The organism is Parageobacillus toebii NBRC 107807, from assembly GCF_003688615.2.
Taxonomy (GTDB): domain Bacteria; phylum Bacillota; class Bacilli; order Bacillales; family Anoxybacillaceae; genus Parageobacillus_B; species Parageobacillus_B toebii.
Map to the genome: position 1 here is coordinate 3,222,815 of NZ_CP049703.1, position 13,687 is coordinate 3,236,501.

The 13,687-nt window shown below is 40.3% G+C and carries 16 protein-coding genes, 1 pseudogene and 1 riboswitch; of the genes and pseudogenes, 5 read left to right on the forward strand and 12 right to left on the reverse strand.

What is annotated here, in order from left to right; genetic code table 11:
- Positions 1 to 9: 9 nt before the first annotated feature.
- The gene (gene gcvT / locus DER53_RS16600; protein WP_062753217.1) at positions 10 to 1,104 is read right to left on the reverse strand and encodes a glycine cleavage system aminomethyltransferase GcvT; all 1,095 of its coding nucleotides are present in this window, start codon (positions 1,102 to 1,104) and stop codon (positions 10 to 12) included.
- A 156-nt stretch (positions 1,105 to 1,260) separates the two neighbouring features.
- Positions 1,261 to 1,349: riboswitch (glycine riboswitch) on the reverse strand.
- 236 nt (positions 1,350 to 1,585) lie between these two features.
- Between gcvT and DER53_RS16605 the strand changes: the two genes are divergently transcribed.
- Positions 1,586 to 3,253 (forward strand): DEAD/DEAH box helicase, encoded by a 1,668-nt coding sequence (locus DER53_RS16605; protein ID WP_062752898.1) that lies wholly within the window; start codon positions 1,586 to 1,588, stop codon positions 3,251 to 3,253.
- On the forward strand, positions 3,240 to 4,031 hold the full coding sequence (locus DER53_RS16610) for a YqhG family protein (RefSeq protein WP_015864476.1): 792 nt from the start codon (positions 3,240 to 3,242) through the stop codon (positions 4,029 to 4,031). The genes DER53_RS16605 and DER53_RS16610 overlap by 14 nt, the downstream gene beginning before the upstream one ends.
- Before the next feature lie 60 nt (positions 4,032 to 4,091).
- Here the strand turns inward: DER53_RS16610 and DER53_RS16615 are convergent, their stop codons facing one another.
- From DER53_RS16615 to comGA, 8 genes are all read right to left on the reverse strand, one after another.
- A complete protein-coding gene (locus DER53_RS16615) occupies positions 4,092 to 4,271 on the reverse strand; it encodes a YqzE family protein (RefSeq protein WP_015864477.1) in 180 nt (59 codons plus the stop codon).
- A gap of 194 nt (positions 4,272 to 4,465) precedes the next feature.
- A complete protein-coding gene (gene comGG, locus DER53_RS16620; RefSeq protein WP_015864478.1) occupies positions 4,466 to 4,852 on the reverse strand; it encodes a competence type IV pilus minor pilin ComGG in 387 nt (128 codons plus the stop codon).
- 16 nt (positions 4,853 to 4,868) lie between these two features.
- The gene (gene comGF / locus DER53_RS16625; protein ID WP_015864479.1) at positions 4,869 to 5,291 is read right to left on the reverse strand and encodes a competence type IV pilus minor pilin ComGF; all 423 of its coding nucleotides are present in this window, start codon (positions 5,289 to 5,291) and stop codon (positions 4,869 to 4,871) included.
- Positions 5,288 to 5,611, reverse strand: coding sequence for a competence type IV pilus minor pilin ComGE (gene comGE / locus DER53_RS16630; protein ID WP_062678736.1), 324 nt, complete (start codon positions 5,609 to 5,611; stop codon positions 5,288 to 5,290). Before comGE ends, comGF begins: the two co-directional genes overlap by 4 nt.
- Complete coding sequence (comGD, locus tag DER53_RS16635; RefSeq protein WP_015864481.1) at positions 5,595 to 6,038, reverse strand: competence type IV pilus minor pilin ComGD; 444 nt, start codon at positions 6,036 to 6,038, stop codon at positions 5,595 to 5,597. Before comGD ends, comGE begins: the two co-directional genes overlap by 17 nt.
- Positions 6,022 to 6,318 (reverse strand): competence type IV pilus major pilin ComGC, encoded by a 297-nt coding sequence (gene comGC, locus DER53_RS16640; RefSeq protein WP_015864482.1) that lies wholly within the window; start codon positions 6,316 to 6,318, stop codon positions 6,022 to 6,024. Before comGC ends, comGD begins: the two co-directional genes overlap by 17 nt.
- A 14-nt stretch (positions 6,319 to 6,332) precedes the next feature.
- A complete protein-coding gene (comGB, locus tag DER53_RS16645; RefSeq protein WP_062752900.1) occupies positions 6,333 to 7,358 on the reverse strand; it encodes a competence type IV pilus assembly protein ComGB in 1,026 nt (341 codons plus the stop codon).
- A 92-nt stretch (positions 7,359 to 7,450) separates the two neighbouring features.
- Complete coding sequence (gene comGA / locus DER53_RS16650) at positions 7,451 to 8,497, reverse strand: competence type IV pilus ATPase ComGA (protein ID WP_015864484.1); 1,047 nt, start codon at positions 8,495 to 8,497, stop codon at positions 7,451 to 7,453.
- 200 nt (positions 8,498 to 8,697) lie between these two features.
- Between comGA and DER53_RS16655 the strand changes: the two genes are divergently transcribed.
- Positions 8,698 to 9,396 carry a helix-turn-helix transcriptional regulator gene (locus DER53_RS16655; RefSeq protein ID WP_062752902.1) on the forward strand — a complete coding sequence of 233 codons (699 nt, stop codon included), beginning with the start codon at positions 8,698 to 8,700 and terminating at the stop codon, positions 9,394 to 9,396.
- Positions 9,397 to 9,580: 184 nt separating this feature from the next.
- A complete protein-coding gene (locus DER53_RS16660; protein ID WP_008879854.1) occupies positions 9,581 to 9,823 on the forward strand; it encodes a DUF2626 family protein in 243 nt (80 codons plus the stop codon).
- 48 nt (positions 9,824 to 9,871) lie between these two features.
- On the opposite strand, the pseudogene DER53_RS16665 reads toward DER53_RS16660, so the two are convergent.
- Both DER53_RS16665 and DER53_RS16670 read right to left on the reverse strand, forming a co-directional pair.
- Positions 9,872 to 11,015, reverse strand: a pseudogene (locus tag DER53_RS16665) (class I SAM-dependent methyltransferase).
- Between the two features lie 280 nt (positions 11,016 to 11,295).
- On the reverse strand, positions 11,296 to 11,928 hold the full coding sequence (locus tag DER53_RS16670) for an MBL fold metallo-hydrolase (RefSeq protein WP_015864487.1): 633 nt from the start codon (positions 11,926 to 11,928) through the stop codon (positions 11,296 to 11,298).
- 359 nt (positions 11,929 to 12,287) lie between these two features.
- Between DER53_RS16670 and DER53_RS16675 the strand changes: the two genes are divergently transcribed.
- Positions 12,288 to 12,464, forward strand: coding sequence for a DUF2759 domain-containing protein (locus tag DER53_RS16675; RefSeq protein ID WP_015864488.1), 177 nt, complete (start codon positions 12,288 to 12,290; stop codon positions 12,462 to 12,464).
- Between the two features lie 53 nt (positions 12,465 to 12,517).
- Here the strand turns inward: DER53_RS16675 and DER53_RS16680 are convergent, their stop codons facing one another.
- The gene (locus DER53_RS16680; protein ID WP_062752904.1) at positions 12,518 to 13,684 is read right to left on the reverse strand and encodes a M14 family metallopeptidase; all 1,167 of its coding nucleotides are present in this window, start codon (positions 13,682 to 13,684) and stop codon (positions 12,518 to 12,520) included.
- Positions 13,685 to 13,687: the final 3 nt, after the last annotated feature.

A 13,687-nucleotide genomic window follows, 5' to 3' on the forward strand; every position in this document is an offset into this window, starting at 1 on the left:
TTTTTTTCTTTACTTTGCCCGCTTATAAAACGGAGTTGCGATTACTTTCGCTTTCAAACGTTTACCGCGGATTTCGACTTCTACTTCCGTATCCATCTCGGTAAATTCTGTTTTTATAAGCGCTAGGCCGATATTTTTCTTCAATGTCGGTGATTGCGTTCCAGTCGTGACAAATCCGATTTCTTCTCCATTGGCAAACACTTTATAGCCATGGCGCGGAATGCCTTTGTCAATCATTTCGATCCCGACCAGTTTTCGCGCTGTTCCTTCTTCTTTTTGTTTTTTCAATACATCTTTTCCGATAAAATCGGCATCTTTGTTCGTTTTCACCGCAAATCCAAGACCGGCTTCAATCGGGGTAATGTCTTTCGATAGCTCTTGTCCGTAAAGCGGCAGCGTCGCTTCAAAACGAAGCGTATCGCGCGCACCGAGTCCGCATGGAAGCACTCCTTCTTCTTTCCCTGCTTCTAAAATGGATTCCCAGAGCGCTACGGCATCTTCTTTTCGGCAATAAATTTCAAAACCATCTTCCCCAGTGTAACCGGTACGGGAAACAAGCGCTTTTACGCCGTTAATATTTATATCATCCTGAAACGAGAAAAATTTGATTGCCGATAAATCGGTATTCGTTAATTTTTGTAACACTTGTTCTGCAAGCGGCCCTTGCAAAGCAAGTTGAGCAATTTCCTGAGAAATGTTTACAAGTTCCACATCGCCAAATAAGTGGTCATGCAGCCACTCAAAATCTTTCTCAATATTGGCGGCATTGACAACAAGGAGATAATGGCCATCCGCTTTTTTATAAATTAATAAGTCATCCACCGTTCCGCCATCTTCATAACACATAAGCGAATATTGCACACGGCCGTCTGTCAATTTCGATACATCGTTCGTCATCATTTTTTGCAAAAACGCAAGGCTGTCGTCCCCTTTAACGACAAACTCTCCCATATGTGATACATCGAATAAGCCAGCACGTGTACGCACTGCTTCATGTTCTTCTTTAATGCTGGAAAATTGAACAGGAAGCTCCCATCCGCCAAAATCGATTGTTTTGGCACCATAACGCTCGTAAACAGCAAATAACGGCGTGCGTTTTAGCATTTCTTCCCCTCCTAATTTTTTACATAAACGCAAAAAGGACAGACTCCTCCCTACCATGATGAGTGGAGGCTCTGTCCTGGCACCTGAAAGTTTCCCTATTGTAAAATAGGTTTCCTCTTTGGTGGTTCACAAGGTCGTGAACACTCTCCAGAGCTGCGTCAAACAAGAGTCTTTTTGCCTGAGAGATTCGCGTTTCCGCTTGCTCCTTCGGCGCTACATTACGTAGTCTCTCCCCTTGTTCTCATCCGCGGCCATATATAATTTTCAAGAAAATGGGCACACTATTAGTAAAAAATCGCAAAATAAATTTTAACTTTCTAACTTTACTATTATACTACCATTAAAAAATGGAAAAGAGCAATAAAAAAATAAAAAAATAACCGAACTTTTTAATATTATTAAACAACAAAAAACGAATAATATACGTATATTAATAAAAATTATAAATAAAATGTTCGTGAAAATAAAGGAGTTGGATGCAATGATGGACATCGAGATGGATGAAACGTGGAAGGAAGAATTTATCGAACGAATCGAAAAGGACGGGCCTTGGGCGAGCTGGGAAATGTATCAATTAGCGCTCGAGGCTGCTGCGCATTTAAGCGTACCTGAGTTTGACGGTCTGCAAGCGCCAAAACATTTGCCACACTTGACTCCGCTTCCTCATCAGCTTGAAGTTGCAAGGCAAGTCGTCGAAAACATGAATGGAAAAGCGATTCTTGCCGATGAAGTCGGTCTTGGAAAAACCATTGAAGCAGGCCTTATTTTAAAAGAATATATGATCCGCGGGTTGGTAAAAAAAGTGCTGATTCTTGTCCCTGCCTCTCTTGTATCGCAATGGGTAAAGGAGCTAAACGAAAAGTTTTTTATTCCTGCCGTGCAACAGAAAAAAAGCTATGTGTGGGAACAATGCGATGTCGTCGTATCCTCGATCGACACGGCAAAAAAAAGCCCGCATCGGGAAATTATTTACAAACAGCAATACGACATGGTCATCATTGATGAAGCGCACAAGCTGAAAAACAATAAAACAAAAAACTATGAGTTTGTTCAAAATTTAAAAAAGAAGTTTTGCTTGCTCCTAACAGCGACGCCGATTCAAAACCGGATTGAAGAAATTTTTAACCTCGTTTCCCTACTAAAGCCCGGTCATTTAGGAAACGCAGAATATTTTGCAAAAACGTACGGAAAAACGCGCTCTTTACAAACAAATGAACATTTAAGAGCACTTATTAATAAAGTCATGATTCGCAACCGCCGCGTTGACACTGGCATTGAATGGTCCAAACGCCACGTAAAAACCGTGCTTATTGAGTTTACGAAAGAGGAACGAGAATTGTATGAGGCGGTACAAGCGTTAAAATATGATGGATCACTGTTATTTGGCAATCAATTTTCACTTATCACCATGCTGCGGGAAGCGTGCAGCAGCCGCGAAGCGCTATTTCTCACCGTAAAAAACATGATGGACAAGTACGAAGGAGAGGTTCCAGATTCTTTCCACAAACTAATGGAAAAAATAAATGCCGTTACAACCAATTCGAAGGCAGAAAAAGCGTTGCAGCTTATTCAATCCATTAATGACAAAGTCATTATTTTTACCGAATACCGGGCGACACAGCTGTATTTGCAATGGTTTTTAAAGCAGCACGGCATCTCTTCCGTCCCGTTCCGCGGCGGATTTAAACGTGGAAAAAAAGATTGGATGAAAGAGTTATTTAAAAATCATGCGCAAGTTTTTATCGCAACAGAAGCGGGCGGAGAAGGAATTAACTTACAATTTTGCCGCCATGTCATCAACTATGACCTGCCTTGGAACCCAATGCGGCTCGAACAGCGAATTGGACGCGTTCACCGGCTCGGTCAAACAAACGATGTGCACATTTACAATTTCGCTGTAAAAAATACAGTGGAAGAACATATTTTAACGCTGTTATATGAAAAAATTCGTCTATTTGAACGGGTAGTTGGCCAATTGGATGACATTTTGGCAAAAATGAACTTTGCGAATTTGGAGCATTATTTGCAAGACGCACTCTTGAACTCTCGAAGCGAAGGAGAAATGAAAATTAAAATGGAGAATATTACCGCAATGATTGAGCTAGCAGACCAGCTCACTAAAGGAGGGGAACAATATGCAGCAACATGAGATCCACCAATTTTTAGAACGATATTTTCGCGCCAATGAATGCGACATTCTCGAAGCAGATGACGAATATATAAAAGTGCAATTGTCGATTGAAATGGATAAAGAGTTAATGAATCGCCCGTTTTATTGGCATTATATTGAGCGAACCGGCGGCACGCCTGCGCCGATGCAACTAACGCTTATTACAAAACAAACAGAGAAAACAAACTCACTAGAAGGAGAACGGCTGCATTTTGGTTCACCTAGATTGCATCAAATTTTCCGCTCCGCGCAAAAACGCGGCGGCTTCATTCGCTTGTATGAGGAAGTAGATACTTACCAGCAATCACACATTCCACTTCATCCTTGGCTTGGATTAAACGTGAAAATTTCTTACCAGTGTGACAGAACGAAAGATCAAATTTTGTCACTCGGATTGCACTTAATCAGCGGAACAATTATCGAGCAATTTCATGACCGATTACAGAAACTGAAGCTTACCCCGAAAATACCTGATTATTGTTTTACGATTTCCCCGCTCATCAAACCAAAAAGCGGTATTGGACGTTTAGAACAATACATTCGTAGACACATCTTTCAAGATGATCACACATGGGCGGAAAAAGCGAAAGAAAGATGGGCAGAAGATTTGGCGCTTCTTGATCATTTTTATGAAGGGATGGAAGAAAAACCAGAATGTTATTATATTGAAAAAGAAGCGCTTGAAGAGCAGTATAAACCAAGAATTATCGTTTCCGTCATTAACGGAGGACTATTTTACTTGCATCCCCGTTCCTAATCGTTCTGTTTTCGCTAACTGCTATTGAAAAAGGAGCGTTTCCGTCATGGGAACGCTCCTTTACGAATGGCGCCGAAATAAGAGACGAAGAGAGATAGGAATCATTCCAAACCAACGGTATAATAGCGGCGGCTTCTCCTGTTTGCGCTGCATCCGCTTTTTCTTGCGCTCTTCTTTCGGCAAATCCATATAGGTTACAAGCTGTTGGGTGACAAACTTTACGTAATCGTTTGTCGACATACATGCCACCCCCTTTTCCATTAGCTTTTCCATTCTTTTTCTACTTTAATCACATTTGCAATCTCTTCGGCCATTTTGCTCCACCGTTCGATTGGTTGTACTGACGCTTATATCTTCTTCTCGATAATAAGGAAGAGTAATTTTTCAATTCATCAAGATGAAGTAATGGATAATAATGAATTACAAACCGTTTATCACGAATTATTCTCCGTCCATTCGATAATATCAAGGGATGGAAATAAAACGATAAACGTAGCGCTATAGCGAATTCCTCCATCGGAACGGGCAAAAATCAAAGCTTTTACTTTCGTTTCATCAATTTTTTCCCACTTATAATTTGCTTTGCCAATCGGGTAAACAAAAACCCCCTCATTCCCTTGTAAATCGGGAAAAGATGCAATCTGTTTTTTGACATCAAAAACCGCCATTTGCATAATCGAATCGACTTCATACGATTGTTGCTCGTACGCGATTGATTCCATTTCCACCCGATACAATTCGAGCACATGAGAAAATGCTAACAGAAAGAAAAAAGAAACCACGACTGTAATTGGAAAAATCATACCGCTTTGATTTCGCATCACAAACGCCACCCTGCTAAAAAAGTCGAGAAATAAACGCTTCATATGTTTTTCCGTCCGTCGCTCTTACATGAAGAAAAATTCCGTGATTGGTCAATGTATATGTGACATTTTCGACAAATTGCAGCGCCGTTTCATTGCCTGTGCCGTTTACTTGTCTGCGAATCGATGAGCGGTATAGGTCAAAACTGACTTGATCCCCTGTAAATTTTTCTAAATATAGCGTCGTACCATTGCTTTTCCATTGTTTCGATTCATTTAACTCCCTTTTGAGCTGCTGTACAAAAATTTCCCACTCGATACGATGAAATCCATTAACGTTTTCATATTTGAATAAACGCGCATCTAAAAGAAGCGGCAACAATGATGTAATCAGTAAAACGATCAACAAGACGATCAGCATTTCTAAAAAAGTAAACCCATTTTTCGAACCGATCATCGTTTTACATATCCACACCTTTCTGCGCTGCGGTTTGCGTAGTCAGTCCAACGTACGCATACTTTCCACATATCGTTTTCTTCGTAATCCGAATGAATCACAAATGTTGTTCGTCCATCTACTACCGTCATTTCTTTGTGGATATTTTCTTCGTATAATGCCGCATCCAATATTTGTTGCGCCTTTGCTTTTAGAGCAATATTTTGACGCTCCATCATTATTTGTGCAAACAAAGGCAACAATACTGTTGTAATAGCGAGCAATAACGCCAAAGCAAAAACCGCTTCCACTAAGGTAAAGCCATTACAGTTTTTGCACATAAAACCTCCCTTTTCCTAGCAAAAATACGATTTTATATGTTCTATCTTTTCTTTTTAACAATAGCGATCCCGCTTTATTGATATTTCCGTTTTCTAAAAAAATGAGCGGCATCGTCAATGTAGTCAGCTGAAATTTCCATTCGCTAGAGATCGATCGTTTTAAAATCGTTTTCTCTGATGTTATTTCCGTGATACGATACTCTGGGTGATTTTCCGAAAACGTAACCGCTACCGATGTTTTATGGGTCATTGCATATTGTTGTGCATACAACAAATCATTGCGGAGCTGTGTAATGATATACATTTCTGTTTTCTGTTTCGCAACGCTGTTTAAAGAAGGGAAAGACACCGCCATCAATACCGTGATGGCGGTTAAAACAAGAAGCATTTCAATAAAGGTGAAGCCATCATTACGCGCCACTTTCACTTACTTCCCCGTTGCTATTAATTTGAATTTTATGTCCGTTTGGACAATGGTCTGACTTAATATACTTTCCATCAATAAGCTGCTGTATTGTCGGAATTTGTTTATGTTCCATTTCATATGCCTTCACTTGGGCTTGGACGGTGTTCACAAACGCTTCACATCCTTTGTTATTAATCATTCCATTGTGTTTCGTTATATTTGGAATGACAATAAGCAATAAAATAGAAATAACCATTAATACAATTAACATTTCGATTAACGTAAACCCTTTTTCATTCATTGGCATTTTCCCTCCTATAAATTGTTCATCATCGAAAACATCGGAAGCAAAATCGCTAAATACATGCAAATAACGAGAATGCCCACAAAGGAAAGCAAGATCGGTTGAACGAGTTTCATCGATGTTTCTATACGATCTTCCATTGTTTGAAAAACAATTTCGCTATAATGGCTTAATTCTTTTGCCAATTCTCCGTTTGATTGCCCGTGACGAACGACAAGCGCCAACTCTTGTTCGTAGTACTCACGTGACGCGACAATGGCATCTAACGATATTCCTTTGACAAGCTGTTGTTTCATTCTTTTTCCTTCTTCACGTAAAAAAGGGAGTTTCTCTTGCCGCTCAAATATTTGCAGCGATTCATAAATAGATAAACCACCTTGTAATAAATGGCCTAATTGCATTGCGAACATATGCGTAAAATATAGCTTCGCAAAGGAACGAATAAAAGGGATTTTCATTATTATGTTGATCTGTGTAGGTATTTCGAGTTTTTGAAACCAGCTAATGTATAAAAGAAAACAAGCAATAGCGAAAACACCTAAAACGCCAAACATATTGGGAATGATCGAAACAACTTGAATAAAAATAGAGGTAATGGAAGAAGAAGATAACGATGCGGAAAACTGAAAAAATTGAGGAAGGAGCACATGTTGCACGATCGCTAACATCAATACCATAAAGAAAAGCAAAAATAGCGGATAGCTGCTGGTTTTCCGAAACCTTTGTAAATATTCAGCCTTGTGCAACAGCATTTTCCCTGCTTCCGCGATTCCATGTGACAAATCGCCATGTTGTTCGGCAAAAAACAAATAGCCGATTGCTTCCCGATGAAAATGAAGCGGGGCAAGCGATTGATAAAAAGGCAGTCCAGAACGAAGATGGGAAAGACAATGCTGTAAGTCGCGGCGGCGGGAAAGAGGCTGCTGAATTTCTAGAAATTCAATGGCTTGAGATAATGAATACCCTTTTTCAAGCAAGTCTCCAAGCCGTACTAAAAATGCTCCTTGCTGACGCAGCGGCCATTTTTGTTTATTCATTTTCTCCCCCCTAGCCTTTTCCGATGGAATGTCAAGAGGCGATGGCATCCCTCGTTTCTCCACCAAATTCCTTATTTATCAAACTTTTGACACTACCTGTAAAGAAGGTGTGCTGGCAAAAATCCAAGAGCAACTCCTTTTCGAATAACGTGTTGCAACGTATAGTAGTGATGCGTCTTTTCCTTTGTTTGTACGGATTGAATGGCGTTCGACAAAGCATTCCCATACAGCAGTTCATGGACAGCAGCGCGGCGAATGGGGCGATATTTACGGCAAAATATGGAGCAATGTTCACCGCAAAACGGGCATACTAAGTCCACGAGCCGCTGTGCGACAACGGCGAGCAATGTTTGCTCAATATCTCCAAGCGGAATCCCGAATTCACGCAAACGGTAAATCGCACCAACAGCGTTTTTTGTATGCATGGTCGTAGCAATCAAATGTCCCGTCATTGCTGAGCGTACCGCAATTTTTGCGGTCTCGGCGTCGCGAATTTCGCCGATCATAATCACATCCGGATCATGGCGCAAAACAGCTTTTAAACCGGTTGTATACGTAATTCCCGCTTTCTCATTAATTTGCACTTGCAATATGTTGTCGATTCGCTTTTCAACAGGGTCTTCCAATGTGATGACATTGCGATGCCACTCATATTGACAAATGCGCAATAACGTATATAATGTTGACGTTTTGCCTGATCCAGTTGGTCCTGTAAAAATAATTAATCCTTGGGGCTGCCGAAAAAGGGAAAGTAACGTTTTCGTGGCATTTGCAAATAGAGAAAGTTGTGATCGAGGAATAAAAAAATTCTGCGGAAGAAGCCGGATAACGAGGCTTTCATCATACGATGTCGGTAATGTGGAGAGGCGTAAGTGAATGATTTCTTCCTGATGCCTTGCTTCCATCGCTCCGCTTTGCGGACGGCGGCGTTCGCCAATGTCCATCCCTGCTAAAAATTTAAAATGCGTAATAAGCCGCTCGCACATTTCTTTTGTCAGCGCTTCCTTTTCCATCAGCAATCCATCTAACCGGAAACGCACAATCGCATCGTCTTTGCGCGGAACGATATGAATGTCAGATACATGAAGCAAACTCGCTTCTTTTATGAGACGATCGGCAACATATTCAATTTCATTCATTTGCTCATCCTATTCCCCCTTTCTCCGTTTATGTATTCGACTTGCTTTTTTATTTTCCTGCTTCAAAAATAAAAAAATTTCATGAACATTTAATGAAATTTTCACGATATTTATGATGATAGTGCTAAATATCATTTCTTCTGAAAAAGCCGTTGTATTATAATGAACTTAGTAATTTATCCGTCTAGGAGTGATGGAATATGGAACAAACATTAAAAATTACAAACGTATTGGCAGATCCAACACGCTACCATATTTATGAATACATTACAAAAAAGCATAAGAAGGTATCTGTCCAAGAAATTGCAGAAGCGTTTAACATCCATCCAAATGTCGCCCGCCTTCATTTAACAAAGCTTGAGGATGTAAATATGATCGTTTCGGAAACACAAAAAACAGGAAAAGGAGGACGGCCGAGCCGGCTTTATCGTCTATCTGACAAAGTAATTCAACTTCATTTTCCATTTCGGGATTACCAACTTCTCTCAAAAATCGCCATTCAAACAATAGCAAAGCTTGGTGATGTTGGAAATCAAGCGCTATATGAAACAGGAAAAAATTTCGGAAAAGAACTCGTTGCCCAGCGAATCCCTCATGACCAATCTGTGCAAGAATTAACGTTTGCGGAAAAAGCGGAGATCGTGAAAGAAGCAGCAGAAGCGGCGGGATTTTATCCAACGTTTGAATATAATGAAAAAGAAGGTAAAATATATTTACAAGTTTTCAATTGTCCATTTAAAGAAATCGCCCTTCAAGAACCAGAAATCATTTGCCAAATGCATTATGCATTTTTGCAAGGAATGTTTGAAGTTCTCTTTCCAAACGTCGAGCTAGTCGAAATGGAAAACATGATGAAAGGCTGCAACTATTGTTCATATCGGGCGAATTTAGTAAAGTAAGCGCTTATGCAGATGATCATCGCTTTTCTGCCGAAATCGGCAGAAAAGCATTTTTTATGGCCACAGCGGTCCATCTTGTTTTCAGTGTATCGACTTATTATTGAAAGCATTATTTACATTCTCATAAATTGTACATTATAATAATTAAAGATAGGGACTTGGTCATAAAAAGGAGGGATACATAATGGATCGAATGTTCCGCGTCTTAGCATTTTGGACCGGCATTTTTGCAGTCATGTTTTATCTCGGACATATGCATACGACCTCATTAATTTTCTTTGGTCAAACAGTGTTTTTCCTATTTCTCGGTTTTTTGAAATTGACGGAAAGAATGTACATTTATATTTTCGGGGCATACTTAACAATTTTCTTCGCTGCATTTACGTATTGGACAACATTTATGATGGTCCCTGGCATGGGAGAATAAGAAAAATGAGCGGGAGGATAATTTCTCCTGCTCATTTTTTGTGACCAGTCAGGCAAATGATAAAAACTCTGGCTGTACCCATATATCATCCCAATGAATACGAACTCCTTTTTGTTGGATCATTACATGGAAATCCGTACTCATCCCTCCATCCATGATTAATGAACGAATCGCCCGATTTTGCCGGTTTTTTTTCGGAAAATGGATTCGAGTCATTATGTTCTTCTAAATATAGCAATATTCCTGCAGCGAGCAAAAAGCGGTCTTGCCTTAGCATAGAAACATATTGCCATCCTGCTTGTTTGCCATACATTCGTAACGCATCCCACTGAATATGAGCAGTCAAATCCATTTCTCCAGGATACATAAGCGGATTTGTTATTAGATGATGGCGATAATACCCTCGCAAGCTTCCTTGCCGTCTTGCCGGCAATTGCAGCTCTTCATCCGTATAACCATAATCAATAGTAAACATCACGCAATGACGAAAAAATGGGGCTGTCTCCAAAAGAAATGTTTTCAGCGCAAGCGGCACTTCTAAACGTTGCCCGTCCGCTAAAGAAAGCTGTCTTTCGTGCAAATATTGAATAATATGTTCATTTTCTAACGGATATTTTTCCTCTACCAACTTGTGGTCATCAACAGTAACAAACAACTCATACACTGTTCCGTTCTCCTTTGTGATGACATGAACGGGAAAAGCATCAAAAAACTCGTTGCTAAAAACGATTCCCGAAAACGAGGATACATGCTGTTGGAATTCTTTTATATCTTTATATTGCTTCACTTTTTCAGCAACATCGCCAAGTGTTTCCAATTGTTTTACCCGATGGGCAGGACTTGTTTCAATCATCGTATATGTTAGCTGCCTGTATGTATTTGGACTTTTTTCTTTCCACTCGTTTAACACGGCACGAGCGAATCTGCCATCTCCACCCCCAAGTTCACAAATATGCGGCGGCACATTTTGCCTCTCTACTAGACGAAGAAAAAAAGAAGCAAACAGCTTGCCGAACACATCAGAAACATGGCTGTTTGTAAAAAAGTCTCCCTCTTTTCCTATTTTCGTTTTTTTGCGCATATAATAACCGCACCGTTCATCGTATAAAGCAAGTTGCATGTAATCCGCATACGATAATCGCCGCAGCTCCGAAGTTTTGATTGCTTCATAAATCGGGTTCACCACTCGCATATTTCCTTCTCCTATTTTTTGTTTTCACTATTGACATAGTAAAAATACTGTTATATTGTTATAGATAGTAGCTTAACTATATCCCCTCCCATTATATGGATAGAACATCCCCCAAAAACCCTTCTTCTTAAAGAAGGGTTTTTTGTTTTTAAAAAGCAAAACGTGCCGCTTTTGCAGTAGTTAAAGAGAATTCGACACGTTTGCTTTTTCATTCACCATCTTCTCCTCTTTTCCTATTGAAAAGTCAAAAATCTCCTCCCTTCAAAGAAAAGAAGGAGCGTTAAAATCCATGCAAAAATGGATTTGTATCCATTTCTGCTCCAATTGTCGTTTCGCGCCCATGCCCAGACAATACGACTGTTTCTTCCGGCAATGTAAGCAGCTTATCGTGAATGCTGCGCAATAGCTGTTCATGATTTCCACCTGGTAAATCAGTGCGTCCAATGCTTCCTAGAAAAAGGACATCTCCCGAAAACACCGCTTCAATCTCTTTACAATAGTAAGAGATGCTTCCTGGCGAATGTCCAGGTGTTTCCAAAAGTTCAAAAGCAAAGTCTCCAATTTGCAATGTTTGTTCTCCTCGCAAACAAGTCGGTTCATGATGAACAACCACTTGACCGATGCCAAAATAAGCAGATCCGTTTAAAGCAGGATCAGTCAGCCACTCTTTTTCATTTTCATGAATATAAATTGGAAGCTCCCATTTCTTTCTCACTTCATTGATGCCGCCGATATGATCGAAATGTGCATGTGTCAGCAAAATCGCAAGTGGTGTTAATCCTTGTTCTTCAATATGGCGTACAATTTTATCCCCTTCGCCTCCCGGATCAAAAATAACACAAGTTCCATCATCATGCGATAAAATGTACGCATTTGCCTGAATCGGCCCAACTGGAATACGTTTCCATTCCATCATGATTCCTCCCTATAATTAGACATGATTACAATTGAAGAAAATCCATTGGAGAAGATAGCGGCAGATAAAGAAGCGGACCGTTTATCCACTTTTCCAGCTTCAACAAAAAAGCGCTTCGTACATTTACAAGTAAATTCCTATCGCATCATCATTTTTATTTTATCTTAACATTTATCGATTTACCATTGGTTAGTGGATTCGCTTACATATTTTCAAAAGGCATGTTATAATGGTCATGTGATGATTCATATTTTCATCCTCGACAAATAAATAAAAAATGATTACAATGAAAAGGAATTAGTCGGTTTTCTACATAATCTTGTATACGGATTATTTCGAAAAGGAGGGGAAACATAATGGGTACAGTCATTATTTTTGCATTAGTTGCACTGTTAGCGCTTTACGGAGTTGTACGCTCATTGCGTGACAAAAATATACTCGGGGTTCTTTTCGGACTTGGGGCTGTCGCTGTATTTGGCTGGTTTACCATCATGACCGTATTGCACCATGGTATTCCAACAGGCACGCATTAAAACGCAAGAGGCATTTACAAGCCTCTTGCGTTTTTTATATGTTACGATTTTCCTCAAGCCATATACAGCGCTGCTAGAAAAATGCCAAGACTATCTTCATAAATCTCTGTAAACTGTTCAATTGGCAGCGGATTTACTCCTTCGCCTAATTCCACCGTATACCCTCTTCGCTTCCACGTTTGAATAAACCAATCGCGATATCCCGCATGGCTGTCAATATACTTTACTGCTTGATAACCGCTCGTTTTCGCAAATTCCTTTACCGTTTCTTCCGCCTCAGATGGCTCAAATCCTTCATATCCCCAGTATATCTCTTTTCCTTGCGTGTGAAACGCTAAAATCATGTCAAAATCACTTTCTTCCGCTAATGCAGCCATCGCCTTTGCCTCCGGTTCAGTAAGCGGTGCAAATCCCGGAAAATCACGGGGAGCAGGTGCTTTTGGAATTTTACGGGCTCGTTCGACTTCCCATTTCGCCGGAAATTGATTATTTAAATCAACGCCGCGAATGTTCGCTTTCCATTGTGAAAAGTCATCGGAGAATCCTCCATTCATTCGAATCACTTCGCTACGATACGGTTCTTGCTCAGGGGGACCGTGTAAAACGAGGTCGACGCCATCTGGATTCACCATCGGCACAACAGATAATGTCACTTTTTTATAATAATCAAGCATATGATGTCCTCGAAGCGGCTCACTGTTTGTCACTGCTAGCAAGTAATCGTTGAGAAACGTCATGATAATCGCCGTTGTAATCCATTCGTTCGCATGGAACGAACCGTTCAGATGAACGCGAATCGGCCCTTGGCCAATTTTTATTTCGATTAATGGCAATCCGAGCACACTATATCCGATCGTTCTTGTTCGCGCGAATGGATAACAGCGGCAAAGTGCTTCAATATCTTGATGTAGTGCGGAAAAATCGTATGTTTTCTGCCCTTGAACAACGCGGGAAATCACTCTCTTTGGCAGTTGCACTGATCCGCTGATAATTTCAGGCGTTCCTTTCATCCGTTGCAATGCTTCTTCATGCACAGGGAAAAAACTAGCCAACTCTTCCCACGTATGAACGGTTTCATATCCTGGAATACGTACAACTTCACCTGGTTCTAGTTCATCCTTTTTTATATGTGGATTAGAGTCTGCCAACAATTCGTAAGGAACGGAAAACCATTTGCTATACATCGCTAGCGTATCACCTAGAGAAGCATATATATTCAAAGC

What these genes read in the sequence shown, in the direction of transcription:
- gcvT (WP_062753217.1), bottom strand. Translation starts at nt 1,104, where the DNA reads ATGCTAAAACGCACGCCGTTATTTGCTGTTTACGAGCGTTATGGTGCC.
- DER53_RS16605 (WP_062752898.1), top strand. Translation starts at nt 1,586, where the DNA reads ATGATGGACATCGAGATGGATGAAACGTGGAAGGAAGAATTTATCGAA.
- DER53_RS16610 (WP_015864476.1), top strand. Translation starts at nt 3,240, where the DNA reads ATGCAGCAACATGAGATCCACCAATTTTTAGAACGATATTTTCGCGCC.
- DER53_RS16615 (WP_015864477.1), bottom strand. Translation starts at nt 4,271, where the DNA reads ATGTCGACAAACGATTACGTAAAGTTTGTCACCCAACAGCTTGTAACC.
- comGG (WP_015864478.1), bottom strand. Translation starts at nt 4,852, where the DNA reads ATGCGAAATCAAAGCGGTATGATTTTTCCAATTACAGTCGTGGTTTCT.
- comGF (WP_015864479.1), bottom strand. Translation starts at nt 5,291, where the DNA reads ATGATCGGTTCGAAAAATGGGTTTACTTTTTTAGAAATGCTGATCGTC.
- comGE (WP_062678736.1), bottom strand. Translation starts at nt 5,611, where the DNA reads ATGTGCAAAAACTGTAATGGCTTTACCTTAGTGGAAGCGGTTTTTGCT.
- comGC (WP_015864482.1), bottom strand. Translation starts at nt 6,318, where the DNA reads ATGAATGAAAAAGGGTTTACGTTAATCGAAATGTTAATTGTATTAATG.
- comGB (WP_062752900.1), bottom strand. Translation starts at nt 7,358, where the DNA reads ATGAATAAACAAAAATGGCCGCTGCGTCAGCAAGGAGCATTTTTAGTA.
- comGA (WP_015864484.1), bottom strand. Translation starts at nt 8,497, where the DNA reads ATGAATGAAATTGAATATGTTGCCGATCGTCTCATAAAAGAAGCGAGT.
- DER53_RS16655 (WP_062752902.1), top strand. Translation starts at nt 8,698, where the DNA reads ATGGAACAAACATTAAAAATTACAAACGTATTGGCAGATCCAACACGC.
- DER53_RS16660 (WP_008879854.1), top strand. Translation starts at nt 9,581, where the DNA reads ATGGATCGAATGTTCCGCGTCTTAGCATTTTGGACCGGCATTTTTGCA.
- DER53_RS16670 (WP_015864487.1), bottom strand. Translation starts at nt 11,928, where the DNA reads ATGGAATGGAAACGTATTCCAGTTGGGCCGATTCAGGCAAATGCGTAC.
- DER53_RS16675 (WP_015864488.1), top strand. Translation starts at nt 12,288, where the DNA reads ATGGGTACAGTCATTATTTTTGCATTAGTTGCACTGTTAGCGCTTTAC.